The following is a 13,685-nucleotide window of genomic DNA, read 5'->3' as shown; positions in this document are numbered from 1 at the left end:
TGCACCCTGGTAAGAGCGCAATCGCGAAGCATATTACTTAACTTCCAGACCTTTGGCCTGCATATCAGCATGATAAGAGGAGCGCACAAACGGGCCGCAGGCGGCATGGGTGAAGCCCATCGCCATTGCTTCTTCTTTCATTTCGTCAAACTCGGCCGGGCTAACGTAGCGCTGCACCGGCAAGTGGTGACGGCTCGGCTGCAAATACTGTCCCAGCGTCAGCATGGTGACGCCGTGGCGACGCAGATCGCGCATCACTTCAATGATTTCAGCATTGGTTTCGCCCAGACCGACCATCAAACCCGATTTAGTCGGGATATCCGGATGCGCTTCTTTGAAACGCTCCAGCAATTTCAGTGACCAATCGTAGTTGGCGCCAGGACGGACCTGACGGTAAACGCGCGGCACGTTTTCCAGATTGTGGTTAAACACATCCGGTGGCGTCGCGGTGAGGATTTCCAGCGCGCGATCCATACGACCACGGAAGTCCGGCACCAATGTTTCAATTTTGATGGTTGGGCTTTTTTCGCGAATCGCGCTGATGCAGTCAGCAAAGTGCTGGGCACCGCCGTCGCGCAGATCATCACGGTCCACAGAAGTGATGACCACATAACGCAGCGCCATATCGGCGATGGTTTGTGCCAGTTTCAGCGGTTCGTTAGCGTCAGGCATATTCGGACGGCCGTGCGCCACGTCGCAGAATGGGCAGCGACGGGTACAGATCGCGCCGAGGATCATAAAGGTCGCGGTACCGTGGTTGAAACACTCTGCGAGGTTAGGGCAGGAGGCTTCTTCACACACCGAGTGCAGACCGTTTTTACGCATCGCGGCCTTGATGCCCTGAATGCGGCTGGAGTCCGCAGGCAGTTTGATCTTCATCCATTCCGGCTTACGCAGAATTTCTTCACGCTCAACCATCACGGTTTTCACCGGGATTAGCGCCATTTTGTCGGCATCGCGATACTTGACGCCACGTTCCATCTGAATTGGTTTACTCATAAATCTGCAGGTTCCGGTCGGGATTGCGATTTGAAAGCTTCCTCACTCAAACTGAGAACCAGGCTTTCAACTTTTTTTGAAAATATGGCAAAAATTATATCATCTCGTCTACCCATAAGCAGCCGATTCGCCGGTGCAAAAGTTACAATTTTGTAAATAGGCACGTACAGTCAAGGTCAGACCGCGGCATCACTTTGCCATTCCAGTTGGGTAAATCCGGTTAAACGGGCGAAATGCTGCACCAGACGCGGCTGCACATCGGCCGGTGTAACGCCCGGCTGTAGCTGGCTAAGCTGCGTCATTTGCATCCCGGCATATCCGCACGGGTTGATGCGCAGGAACGGCGCTAAATCCATCGCCACATTCAGCGCCAGGCCGTGAAACGAGCAGCCTTTACGAATACGCAGCCCCAGCGAACAAATCTTGTCATCGCCAACGTACACGCCCGGCGCATCCGGTCGCGCCCGCGCGCTGATGTCATAGTCGGCCAGCGTGGCGATCACCGTTTCTTCTAACGCCGTCACTAACTCGCGCACGCCCATCTTGCGACGTTTCACGTCAATCAGCACATACATCACCTGTTGGCCGGGGCCGTGATAGGTTACCTGGCCGCCGCGATCGCTTTGTACCACCGGAATATCGCCCGGCATCAGCAGATGTTCAGCTTTCCCTGCCTGACCCTGGGTAAACACCGGATGATGTTCCACCAGCCAGATTTCATCGGCAGTGCTGCTGTCGCGTTGATCGGTAAAGTGATGCATGGCATCGGAGATGGGTTGCCAATCGCGCTGGCCGAGTTGACGAACAAGAAGCGTATTAGCTGACAAAGCAGAGATCCGGTAAAGAGTGGAAGGCAGAGTATAACGCTGGCAAAGCGGACTTTGCCAGCGCCAGAATTACAGCACCATGCGCACGATTTCGATGTTGCCTAGCTCTTCATACAGGGTTTCAACCTGCTCAATGTGGGTGGCGATGATGGTAATGGAAACAGAGTGATAGTTGCCTTTGCTGCTTGGCTTAACGTCCGGTTTGTAATCGCCTGGCGCGTGGCGCTGCACCACTTCAACCACTTGATCAACCAGCTCCGGTTGCGCCAAACCCATCACTTTGTAAGTGAAAGGCGTAGGGAATTCGAGCAGTTCATTCAATTTGGTTTTCATACATTGACTCCGGTGCTTAAAAAACAGGCTCCCGCCGAGGCGGGAGCAAAGATAGTAACTTAATTGGGGGCAAATTGGCGTTTTTTCAAGCGCGCCTTAGCCGAACCAGTGGTGGAACATCAGTTTGATGTAATCGATGATGCGGCCGAAGAAACCACCTTCTTTCACTTCATTCAGCACCACCAGCGGACGCTGTTCCACCGTTTTGCCGTCGAGCTGGAAGTTGATGCTGCCCACTACCTGATTTTTCTGCAGCGGCGCATGCAGTTCAGTGTTGTTCAGCACATAGCTGGCTTTGAGATCTTTCATGCGGCCACGCGGAATGGTCAGATAGGCATCTTTCTCCACGCCCAGCTGGACACGATCGCTGTCACCGAACCACACAGGCTCAGAGGCAAACTCTTTGCCCGCTTTCAGCGGTGCGACGGTTTCAAAGAAGCGGAAGCCCCACGTCAGCAACTTCTTGCTCTCGGTTTCACGGCCTTTAAAGGTACGACCGCCCATCACCGCGGAGATCAAACGCATCTGGCCTTCTGTTGCCGAGGCGACCAGGTTGTAACCCGCTGCGTCTGTGTGGCCGGTTTTAATGCCATCGACGTTCAGGCTGGTATCCCACAGCAAACCGTTACGGTTGGTCTGCTTGATATTATTAAAGGTGAAATCTTTTTCACGGTAAACCGCGTACTCATCGGGTACGTCACGGATCAGCGCCTGGCCGATCAACGCCATATCGCGCGGCGAGCTGTATTGGCCTTCGGCATCCAAACCGTGCACGGTCTGGAAGTGGGTGTTTTTCAGACCCAGCGCGCCAACGTAGTTGTTCATCAGGTTGACGAATGCGTCCTGGCTGCCAGCAACGTAATCCGCCATCGCTACACAAGCGTCGTTACCTGATTGCAGCACGATACCGCGCGTCAGCTGAGAAACCGGCACACGATCGCCAGGCTTGAGGAACATCAGTGATGAACCTTTGAATACCGGATTACCGGTTGCCCAGGCATCTTTACCCACGGTCACGATGTCATCGTTATGGATTTTTCCCGCTTTGACCGCCTGACCAATCACGTAGCTGGTCATCATCTTGGTCAGGCTTGCCGGATCGCGGCGTGCATCCGCGTTCTTTTCGGCCAGCACTTTGCCGGAGTTATAGTCGATCAGCACATAAGCTTCAGCATCAATGTCCGGTACACCCGGAATCATAGTCTTAAGATTAACATCGTCCGCAAATGCGGCATGGCTGAGAGAAAGGGCGACCAGTGATCCCACTGTCAGGCGTTTCAGAAAACGAGAAGGTTTCAGCGTATTCATGTTCAGGACTACAACATCCGTGGGTTTAGAGTGAAAAAAGTGCCTAACTATAGCAAACGTCCGATCGGGCGACATCTTGCTTTGCAAATCAGTTTCAGCAGGAAATGTCACTGTCCGTTACATCGATGGACGGGCAGTGGTAATAAATGAGCTCATTTGCGCTTCAGTGTTAAGACGTTGCTGCAAGGCAGCGGCTTCGGCACGGCTTTTATAGCCACCTAACTGAATGCGATAGACGTTGCCATTGGCTTCAACCGCGCCCGGCACGCCAAAGCGTTTACCCAGACTTTCGGCCAGCTGACGTGCACGCGCCGGATCGTTAATCGCGCCGACCTGAACCACATAACCGCTGCCGGCATGGGCATTCTGGCTGGTAGCGGGTGCGGCGGCTGGCGTGGAAGACGTTGCTGGGGCTGGGGCGGCAACCGGCTCGTTGCCTTCCAACACGCCCGTAGCTAACGGCTGTGGTGCGCCGAGAAAACCGCTGCTCTGGACGGGCGCACCCATGCTGTCATTGCTTCGCAAGGTGCTGTTATCGACAGCGCGCACATCCTGCGGTGCAGGCGCTGGCGCCGCATTGGCGCTGCCGCCCATCATCACCATGCCGCCGCCGAGATCGGGACGCGCGGGCAGGGCGTAGCTCTGTTTGGCGACGGTGGTACCGATGGTGCCGGGACCGGAAACGGAACCATCCGGCGCCACTTTAATGTAATCAACGCGCACGCGGGTGTTGTTAGAGATATTCAGGCGATCGCCCGCCGCACGCGACAAGTCGATAATGCGGCCTGGCGTGTAAGGGCCACGATCGTTGACGCGTACCACAATTTGGCGGCCGTTGGCGAGGTTAGTGACACGCACATAGCTCGGCAGCGGCAGCGTTGGATGCGCGGCGGTCATGCCTTCCGGATCGTAAGATTCACCGATAGCGGTGCGATTCCCCTGCGCTTCGTCACCGTACCAGGTGGCTAAACCCACTTCGCTGTAGTTCGAGGGATCTTTGATCACGCGGTAGTTTTTACCGTTGACGCTGTAATCCTGGCTGGTGGAAGGATTGATCGGTTCATAGCGTGGTTCCACGCCAGGAATTTCCACTACCGGGCCGTTATAGGCCGGTTGCGGTGGCGCAGTATTATTCTGCGGTTCCGGTGTGGAACAGGCAGCCAGTACCAATGATGCCAGTGCAACCCCAAGCCAGTCCTTACGCATGTGCAGCCTCTTAAACGCTTTTAGATAACATTTTTCGATGAGTATGGATCGACATCACGATGCCAAATCCAGCCATTAACACAATCAATGCCGATCCGCCGTAGCTCACCAGCGGCAGCGGTACGCCAACCACCGGTAAGATACCACTTACCATGCCAATGTTAACGAAAACATAAACGAATAAAATCAGCATCAAACCGCCCGCCATCACGCGACCAAAGGTGGTTTGCGCACGCGCCGCGATAATCAGTCCGCGCATGATCAGCAGCAAATAGAGTACCAGCAGTAACAACACGCCAACCAGACCAAGTTCTTCCGCTAAAACGGCAAAAATAAAGTCGGTATGGCGTTCAGGCAGGAATTCCAGCTGCGATTGGGTGCCGTGCAGCCAGCCTTTGCCGCGCAGGCCACCGGAACCGATAGCAATCTTCGACTGAATGATGTGATAACCGGCGCCGAGCGGATCGCTTTCCGGGTCCAGCAGCATCATCACGCGGGCGCGCTGGTAATCGTGCATCAGGAAGAACCACAAAATCGGGATAAAGGCGGCGACCAGCAATACCGCGATACCAATCAGCTTCCAGCTCATGCCGGATAAGAACAGTACAAACAGGCCGGAAGCGGCGATCAGAATCGAGGTGCCGAGATCGGGTTGTGCCGCCACCAGCAGCGTCGGCATGAAAATCAGAATCAACGCGATGCCGGTGTTTTTCAGCGTCGGCGGGCAGACATCGCGGTTAATAAAGCGCGCCACCATCAGCGGCACGGCAATCTTGGCAATCTCCGAGGGCTGAAAACGCACAAAACCAAGATCGAGCCAGCGCTGTGCGCCTTTACTGATGTGACCAAATGCGTCCACCGCTATCAGCAATATCACGCAGACAATATAGAGATAGGGCGCCCAGCTTTCATAGACGCGCGGCGGCACCTGCGCCAGCACCAGCATAACGATGATGCCCATGGCAATTTGCCCGAACTTACGCTCGGTCATGCCTGGATCCTGTCCGCTGGCGCTCCAGATGACGATGGCGCTGTAGGTCAGCAAGCTGAGAATGATCAGCATAAACAGGGGGTCGATATGGATGCGCGTCCAGATCGATCTTTTCTGCGGACTATCGTTCATGGACATTGTCATTCACCTTCGTAGCCGGGCGGTGTCGGTGCGGCTTCTGGCAGCACGGTATTGTTGTCGCCTAACATAATGTGGTCGAGAATCTGGCGCATCACGGTGCCGACAGCCGGGCCTGCGCCGCCGTTTTCCAGAATCATGGTGACGGCCACGCGCGGTTTATCGTAAGGCGCATAGGCAGTCATTAATTTATGGTCACGCAGACGTTCGGCAATCTTGTGCGCGTTATAGACTTCATTTTCTTTCAGTCCGTAAACCTGCGCGGTACCGGATTTGGCAGCGATTTTGTAGGGCGCATCGGCAAAGCTCTTGTGCGCGGTACCGTTGGCGCGGTTGGCTACGCCATACATGCCGTCTTTGGCAATTTCCCAGTAACCTGAATGAATATCGCCAATCGGCGCATCCGGAACCTGGCGATAGGGCACCATGACCTGGCCTTCACGCGTGGCGCGCAGTAAGTGCGGCACTTTGATCACACCGTCATTAATCAGGATCATCATCGCTTTGTTCATCTGAATGGGGGTCGCGGTCCAGTAACCCTGGCCGATACCCACCGGAATTGTATCACCTTGATACCACGGCTTCTTAAAGCGCTTCAGCTTCCATTCGCGCGTGGGCATGTTGCCCGCGCTCTCCTGCGGCAGATCAATGCCGGTGCGATGGCCGTAACCAAACTTGGTCATCCACTCTGACAGGCGATCGATGCCCATATCGTAGGCAACCTGATAGAAGAAGGTATCCGCCGATTCTTCCAGCGATTTAGTGACGTTCAGGCGACCGTGGCCCCATTTTTTCCAGTCACGATAGCGCTTTTCCGAGCCGGGCAGTTGCCACCAGCCGGGATCGAACAGGCTGGTATTGCGGTTGATCACGCCTGCGCTCAGCGCCGACACGGCAACGTAAGGTTTCACCGTTGACGCTGGGGGATAGGAGGCCTGCAGCGCACGGTTATACAGCGGACGGTTTTCGTCGCTTAACAGCGCTTTATAATCTTTGCTCGAGATACCGTCGACAAACAGGTTCGGGTCGTAGCTGGGGGTAGAAACCAGTGCAAGAATTTCGCCGGTGCGTGGATCGCTCACCACCACTGCCGCGCGGCTGCCGGTCAACAAGGTTTCGATGTACTGCTGCAGTTTGAGGTCAACCGTCAGGTAGATATCGCGTCCGGCCTGCGGAGATTGCTCGTGCAGCTGTCGAATGACGCGGCCACGGTTGTTAACTTCAACCTCTTCATAACCGGTTTTACCGTGCAGCACATCTTCGTAATAGTTTTCGATGCCGAGCTTGCCGATATCATGCGTAGCCGCATAGTTCGGCCATTTGCCTTCCTGATCGAGGCGTGTAACGTCGCGATCGTTGATTTTGGAGACGTAGCCCACTACGTGCGTCAGCGTCTGGCCATACGGATAGTAGCGGCGCTGATAGCCTTTTACTTCCACGCCAGGAAAACGGTATTGATTGACGGCGAAACGCGCCACCTGCACTTCGTTTAAACCGATTTTGACCGGAATCGAGGTAAAGCGGCGCGAGCGTTTGCGCTCTTTGTCAAACGCATCGAGATCGTCGTCGGTCAGATCCAGTACCGGACGCAGATCCTGCAAGGTCTGCTTCAGGTTGTCGACCTTTTCCGGCATCAGTTCGGCCTGATAAATCGTGCGGTTTACTGCCAGCGGGACGCCGGTGCGATCGAAAATAATGCCGCGGCTCGGTGCCACCGGCACCAGCTTAATGCGGTTTTCATTTGAACGGGTGCTGTAGTCGTCAAAGCGCAGAATTTGCAGGTGGTACATGTTGACCACCAGAATGCTGGAGAGCAGCAGAATGCCAACAAAAGCCACCAATGCTCGGCGGACAAAAAGTTTCTGTTCGGCAGTGTAATCGCGAAAGGCGTTGCTCTGTAATTTCATCCGCTACATTTATTGTCTGGGGTTGTCAGGCGTTTATTCACGATGATAAGGATGATTCGTGGTGATGCTCCACGCACGATACAGGCTTTCCGCTACCAGCACACGCACCAGCGGATGTGGCAACGTGAGCGCTGACAGTGACCAGCTTTGTTCAGCAGCGGCTTTGCACGCGGGCGCCAGTCCTTCCGGACCGCCGATTAACAGGCTGACATCGCGGCCATCCAGTTTCCAGCGTTCAAGCTGCTGCGCCAGCTGTGGGGTTTCCCACGGCTGTCCGGGGATATCCAGCGTGACAATACGATTGCCTTTACCCACGGCGGCCAGCATCGCTTCACCTTCTTTTTCCAGAATGCGTTTGATGTCAGCGTTCTTGCCGCGTTTGCCGGCAGTTACTTCGATCAGTTCAAACGGCATATCTTTCGGGAAGCGGCGCAGATACTCCATGAAACCGGTCTGAACCCAGTCGGGCATTTTGGTGCCGACGGCCACAAGCTGCAGTTTCACGTCTTAGCTCCAGAGTTTTTCCAGCTCGTACAGCTGGCGGCTCTCTGCTTCCATCACGTGCACAATCACGTCACCCAGGTCAACGACCACCCAATCGGAGGCGGTTTTACTGTCTACACCCAGCGGCTTAAGGCCCGCAGTGCGCGATTCCTGCACCACATGATCGGCGATAGAAGCGACGTGACGTGTTGAAGTGCCGGTGCAAATGATCATGCAATCGGTGATGCTGGATTTGCCCTGAACATCGATAGCAATGATGTCCTGGCCTTTGAGATCATCAATCTTATCAATAACGAACTCTTGGAGTGCTTTACCTTGCAAAAGGTTCCCCTTAAAAACAGGTGATTACGGACGGGCTAACGATGCGAGAAAGGTAGCCGAAAATGAAGCGGCGCAGTATAGCATGCTGCCTTTAGCTGCGATATAAGCCAACGCTATCGATGTAGCCGATCACTGCATCTGGCAGTAAATCCGCGCAGGAGATGCCCGCATGGCGGCGCTGACGGATTTCGGTGGCGGAAATGTCGAACAGCGGCGTATCCGCCAGCCAGATGTGTCCCGCCGGTGCGTGATGGAGTTGCTGCACCTCATCGGCGAGATGCTCATCAAGCCACTGCTGCATCTCTTTCGTCTCCATCTGCGCGGCGTAACCTGGACGCTTACACACCAGCAAATGGCACAGCGACAATAGATCCTGCCAGCGATGCCATTTGGCTAAAGTTAGCAGAGAATCCTGACCAATGATAAACCCGAGGGGCTGTTTTGGGCCGCGTTCCGCACGCAGTGCTTCCAGCGTGGCAACTGTCCAGGACGGCGTTGCACGCGCCAGTTCGCGCGTATCAATATCAAACAGCGGGCGATCGGCAATAGCACAGCGCAGCATCTCAACGCGCTGTTGTGCACAGGCTTCCGGCTGCGGGCGATGCGGCGGCACGTTGTTCGGCAGCAGCGTGACCTTTTTTAATCCCACTTGCTGTGCCAGCGCTTCTACCGGGCGCAAATGGCCGTAGTGAATCGGATCGAAGGTGCCGCCAAACAGAGCGTAGAGTTTAGACATCAGTAAAGCTCAATGGGAAATCGCGGTGACACAGTAGTAGCGACAGTGTTTCCAGCTGCGGCCACAGGTTTTGTCCGTAATCCTGCTTCATGCTGAGTTCCAGCTCTGCCAGCAAATGCACCGCGCGCTGTAAACGCTGTGCATCAAGGCGCTGCAAGGCTTCAGTAAACAGCGCGCGACGGTTTTGCCAGATACGTTGCTGATCCATCAGCGTGCGCAGCGCTTGTTTCGCCTGATTCCGCTGCAGGTGCAGCAGCGTGAGTAAATCGCGTTGCAGCGTGCGCAGTAGAATCACCGCTTCGCTGTCCTCTTTTTCCAGCTGATGCAGGATGTGCAGGGCGCGTTTACTTTTCCCTGCCAGCAATGCATCCACCCAATGGAACGGGGTAAAGTGCGCAGCATCGTTGACGGCGGCTTCCACGCGCGGCAGCGTTAATTTGCCATCCGGCCACAGCAGCGATAAGCGTTCCAGCGCCTGCGACAGCGCCAGCAGATTCCCTTCGTAGCAGTAGCAAAGCAGCTGGATCGCCGCATCATCTACGCTGAGTTTCATCGTTTTGGCGCGACTCGCCACCCAGCGCGGCAGCTGTGCCTGTTCAGGCGTCTGGCACGGAACCATTACCGCCTGCGTACTCAGCGCTTTGAACCAGGCGCTGTTCTCCTGCGCTTTGGTCAGTTTCGCCAGGCGCAGCACCAGCAAAATATCGCTGTGCAGCAGCGTGGAGAGTTTCACTAACTGCTCGGCGATAGCGGCATTGGGGCCGTTTTCGGGCAGTTGCAGCGTCAGGGTTTGGCGTTGGGTAAACAGGCTGAGCGATTGGCAGCTAACGAAGATCGCATCCCAATCGGTTTGCGCATCAATGGTGACGCTGAAGTGCTCTTCAAATCCCTGTGCGCTGGCGGTAGCACGGATTGCATCTGCGCTTTCCTGAATCAGCAGAGGTTCATTACCGGTAAGAAAATAACAGGCGCGCAGCCCCTCTCGAAGCTGCGCGCTCAGTTGTTCAGGATAAATCCTGATCATTGCAGACTGGTAGCTGACGAAGAGGACACTTCCGGTGAGTTCTGTCCCGGTGCAATCGTCTCAGGCTGCGGCAAAGTATCTTTGTTGCTTTCCTGCGCGGCATGCACGGTCAGCAGTTTACGTACTAACTGCTCGGACGCGCGCTGACGCATCTCCTGCACGATCATATCTTGCTCGGCATCCTTCGCCAGTGCGGCGTTCGGGTTGTCGAAGAAAGAACGATACACGGTGGTGCTGATCGGGTAGATACCTTTACCCGGCAGCAGAACCTGTGCGGTGACCGTCATCACCAGCGAGTATTCCGCGGTGGTACCGCTGATAAACACCGATGCGGTATCGCGTCCCTGGCCTTCAGCACCCAGACGCAGCGTTGGGTATTTGGCGCTGGCCGCTTTGCTGTCTTCAATGATGGTGACATTGTTGATGCGCAGCTGCTGGCGCACGGCACGTGCCAGTGGGCCATAGGGATCGCCGCTCTGGACGATAAGGGTTTTCATCTCACTCGGCACCGAGGTGGTGCCGCGCGGGTGGAAACCACAGCCTGCGGTAATCACTACCGCAAACAGGACAAACAGCCTGATAATCAGTTGTCGCACAGTTCCTCCTGAACTTAACCTACGACCAGGTTAAGCAGTTTGCCAGGGACATAAATCACTTTACGAATGGTGACGCCATCCAGATATTTCGCCACCAAATGCTCCTGCGCAGCACGCGCCTGCACCTGCTCCTGCGTGGCATCCGGCGCAACGGTAATCTTGCCGCGCACTTTGCCATTCACCTGCACCACCACCAGCAGCGAATCTTCCACCATGGCCGCTTCATCGGCTACCGGCCAGCTGGCTTCGTCGATGCTGCCTTCGCCGCCCAGCGCTTGCCACAATACATAGCTGGCGTGCGGGGTGAATGGATAGAGAAGACGCGTCACTGCGACCAGCGCTTCCTGCAGCAGCGCGCGATCTTGCTCGCTCTCCTGCGGGGCACGGATCAGTTTGTTCATCAGCTCCATAATGGCAGCGATGGCGGTGTTGAACGTCTGACGACGACCCACATCATCGGCCACTTTGGCGATGGTTTTGTGCAGATCGCGACGCAACGCTTTCTGGTCGTCATTCAGGTTATTGACGTCCAGCGCCACGGTCGCGCCTTTCGCAATGTGCTCGTAAGCCAGTTTCCATACGCGCTTCAGGAAGCGGTTAGCACCTTCAACGCCCGATTCCTGCCACTCCAGCGTCATCTCTGCTGGCGAAGCAAACATCATGAACAGACGAACGGTATCTGCACCGTAACGCTCAACCATCAGCTGGGGATCGATGCCGTTGTTTTTCGACTTCGACATTTTGCTCATGCCGGCGTAAACCACTTCACGACCTTCGTTGTCAGTGGCTTTGATAATGCGGCCTTTCTCGTCGCGTTCTACGGTCACGTCAACCGGAGAAACCCAGTTACGCTCGCCGTTCACGCCGAGGTAGTAGAACGCATCAGCCAGCACCATGCCCTGACACAGCAGGCGTTTAGCCGGCTCATCAGAGTTTACCAGGCCAGCATCACGCAGCAGCTTGTGATAGAAGCGGAAATACATCAGGTGCATGATGGCGTGTTCGATACCGCCAACATACTGATCGACCGGCAACCAGTAGTTCGCCGCCGCCGGATCCAGCATGCCTTCATGATAGTTGGCGCAGGTATAACGCGCGTAGTACCAGGATGACTCCATAAAGGTGTCAAAGGTGTCGGTTTCACGCAGCGCAGGCTGGCCATTAACGGTGGTTTTGGCCCACTCAGGATCGGCTTTGATTGGGCTGGTGATACCATCCATTACCACGTCTTCTGGCAGGATGACCGGCAACTGATCTTCTGGCGTTGGCATCACGGTGCCATCTTCCAGCGTCACCATTGGAATTGGCGCGCCCCAGTAACGTTGACGGGAAACGCCCCAGTCGCGCAGACGGTAATTGACTTTACGCACGCCCACGCCTTTGGCAGCCAGCGCATCGGCGATGGCGTTAAAGCCCGCCTGATGATCCAGACCGTTGTATTCACCCGAGTTGAACAGCGCGCCTTTTTCGGTCATCGCGGCAGCACTCAGGTCCGGTTCAGAACCGTCGAGATTCAGGATCACCGGCTTAATGTTCAGGTTGTACTTGGTAGCGAACTCCCAGTCACGCTGATCGTGGCCTGGAACAGCCATTACCGCGCCGGTGCCGTATTCCATCAGCACGAAGTTAGCGACCCACACCGGAATTTCTTCACCGGTCAGCGGATGGATAGCGAACAGGCCGGTGGCCACGCCTTTCTTCTCCATCGTTGCCATGTCGGCTTCGGCGACTTTGGTGGTACGGCATTCGTCGATAAATTCAGCCAGCGCAGGATTAGTGGCAGCTGCTTGCTGCGCCAGTGGGTGACCTGCGGCAACCGCCACATAGGTTGCACCCATAAAGGTGTCTGGACGGGTGGTGTAAACGGTCAGCTTCTCAGCGCTGTTGGCAACGTCAAAGGTGATTTCCACGCCTTCAGAGCGGCCAATCCAGTTGCGCTGCATGGTTTTGACCTGCTCCGGCCAATCTTCCAGCTTATCGAGATCGTTGAGCAGCTCTTCCGCATAGGCGGTGATTTTGACGAACCACTGTGGGATCTCTTTGCGCTCAACTTTGGTATCACAGCGCCAGCAGCAGCCGTCGATAACCTGTTCGTTGGCCAGCACGGTCTGATCGTTCGGGCACCAGTTCACCGCCGAGGTCTTTTTATAGACCATGTCTTTTTCATACAGCTTAGTGAAGAACCACTGTTCCCAGCGATAGTATTCTGGCTGGCAGGTCGCCAGTTCGCGGCTCCAGTCATAGCCAAAGCCCAGTAATTTCAACTGGTTCTTCATGTAAGCGATGTTGTCGTACGTCCACGGCGCCGGCGCGGTGTTGTTTTTCACCGCAGCACCTTCGGCTGGCAGACCAAACGCATCCCAGCCAATTGGCTGCAGAACGTTTTTGCCGAGCATACGCTGGTAACGCGCAATCACATCGCCAATGGTGTAATTACGCACATGCCCCATGTGCAGGCGGCCAGAAGGATAGGGCAGCATCGAAAGGCAATAATATTTCTCTTTGCCTTCCTGCTCGGTCACTTTAAAGGTTTCGTTTTCGTCCCAGTGTTGTTGGACGCGGGATTCTATCTCTTCCGGGCGGTATTGCTCTTGCATGGCTGCCTGTGGTCCTTTGTGAAAATCGCTAAGCATACTTTTAGATCCGCATAGCATACCCATAAGGCTGCGCATCAACAACTTTTCACGCCCTCGCCGGCCGGATTTCTGCCGAATGCGCCGCCGCTTTCACCCTTTTGTGATTTCTTAGGTTGCTGCCGATGCAATTGTGACAAAACCGCTAAACTTAACAGCAGT

The 13,685-nt window shown here is 55.4% G+C and carries 13 protein-coding genes; all 13 read right to left on the bottom strand.

Going from position 1 to position 13,685, the window contains the following annotated elements:
* Nucleotides 1-33: 33 nt before the first annotated feature.
* Entirely contained in the window at nt 34-999 is a 966-nt protein-coding gene (gene lipA / locus PZBJ_RS15830) for a lipoyl synthase (protein WP_101763255.1), read from the bottom strand.
* A gap of 176 nt (nt 1,000-1,175) precedes the next feature.
* Nucleotides 1,176-1,826: a lipoyl(octanoyl) transferase LipB gene (gene lipB / locus PZBJ_RS15825; RefSeq protein WP_101763254.1), complete on the bottom strand. Its 651-nt coding sequence runs from the start codon at nt 1,824-1,826 to the stop codon at nt 1,176-1,178.
* A 69-nt stretch (nt 1,827-1,895) separates the two neighbouring features.
* The gene (ybeD, locus tag PZBJ_RS15820; RefSeq protein WP_008103691.1) at nt 1,896-2,159 is read right to left on the bottom strand and encodes a DUF493 family protein YbeD; all 264 of its coding nucleotides are present in this window, start codon (nt 2,157-2,159) and stop codon (nt 1,896-1,898) included.
* 96 nt (nt 2,160-2,255) lie between these two features.
* The gene (gene dacA / locus PZBJ_RS15815; RefSeq protein ID WP_101763253.1) at nt 2,256-3,467 is read right to left on the bottom strand and encodes a D-alanyl-D-alanine carboxypeptidase DacA; all 1,212 of its coding nucleotides are present in this window, start codon (nt 3,465-3,467) and stop codon (nt 2,256-2,258) included.
* Between the two features lie 117 nt (nt 3,468-3,584).
* Entirely contained in the window at nt 3,585-4,673 is a 1,089-nt protein-coding gene (gene rlpA / locus PZBJ_RS15810) for an endolytic peptidoglycan transglycosylase RlpA (RefSeq protein WP_101763252.1), read from the bottom strand.
* Nucleotides 4,674-4,683: 10 nt separating this feature from the next.
* A complete protein-coding gene (mrdB, locus tag PZBJ_RS15805; RefSeq protein WP_101763316.1) occupies nt 4,684-5,796 on the bottom strand; it encodes a peptidoglycan glycosyltransferase MrdB in 1,113 nt (370 codons plus the stop codon).
* A gap of 8 nt (nt 5,797-5,804) precedes the next feature.
* Nucleotides 5,805-7,709, bottom strand: coding sequence for a peptidoglycan DD-transpeptidase MrdA (gene mrdA / locus PZBJ_RS15800; protein ID WP_101763251.1), 1,905 nt, complete (start codon nt 7,707-7,709; stop codon nt 5,805-5,807).
* Between the two features lie 33 nt (nt 7,710-7,742).
* Nucleotides 7,743-8,213, bottom strand: coding sequence for a 23S rRNA (pseudouridine(1915)-N(3))-methyltransferase RlmH (rlmH, locus tag PZBJ_RS15795; RefSeq protein WP_008103678.1), 471 nt, complete (start codon nt 8,211-8,213; stop codon nt 7,743-7,745).
* Between the two features lie 3 nt (nt 8,214-8,216).
* Complete coding sequence (gene rsfS, locus PZBJ_RS15790) at nt 8,217-8,534, bottom strand: ribosome silencing factor (RefSeq protein WP_008103673.1); 318 nt, start codon at nt 8,532-8,534, stop codon at nt 8,217-8,219.
* A gap of 91 nt (nt 8,535-8,625) precedes the next feature.
* Nucleotides 8,626-9,270 (bottom strand): nicotinate-nucleotide adenylyltransferase, encoded by a 645-nt coding sequence (gene nadD / locus PZBJ_RS15785; protein ID WP_101763250.1) that lies wholly within the window; start codon nt 9,268-9,270, stop codon nt 8,626-8,628.
* Nucleotides 9,263-10,294 carry a DNA polymerase III subunit delta gene (holA, locus tag PZBJ_RS15780; protein ID WP_101763249.1) on the bottom strand — a complete coding sequence of 344 codons (1,032 nt, stop codon included), beginning with the start codon at nt 10,292-10,294 and terminating at the stop codon, nt 9,263-9,265. Before holA ends, nadD begins: the two co-directional genes overlap by 8 nt.
* Nucleotides 10,291-10,890 carry an LPS assembly lipoprotein LptE gene (lptE, locus tag PZBJ_RS15775; protein WP_101763248.1) on the bottom strand — a complete coding sequence of 200 codons (600 nt, stop codon included), beginning with the start codon at nt 10,888-10,890 and terminating at the stop codon, nt 10,291-10,293. The genes holA and lptE overlap by 4 nt, the downstream gene beginning before the upstream one ends.
* 14 nt (nt 10,891-10,904) lie before the next feature.
* Nucleotides 10,905-13,487, bottom strand: coding sequence for a leucine--tRNA ligase (leuS, locus tag PZBJ_RS15770; RefSeq protein WP_101763315.1), 2,583 nt, complete (start codon nt 13,485-13,487; stop codon nt 10,905-10,907).
* Between the last annotated feature and the right edge of the window lie 198 nt (nt 13,488-13,685).

It is taken from the genome of Pantoea endophytica (assembly GCF_002858935.1).
Lineage (GTDB): Bacteria > Pseudomonadota > Gammaproteobacteria > Enterobacterales > Enterobacteriaceae > Pantoea > Pantoea leporis.
The sequence above is the reverse complement of the archived record's forward strand: the minus strand, read 5'-3'. Positions and strand labels throughout refer to the sequence as shown.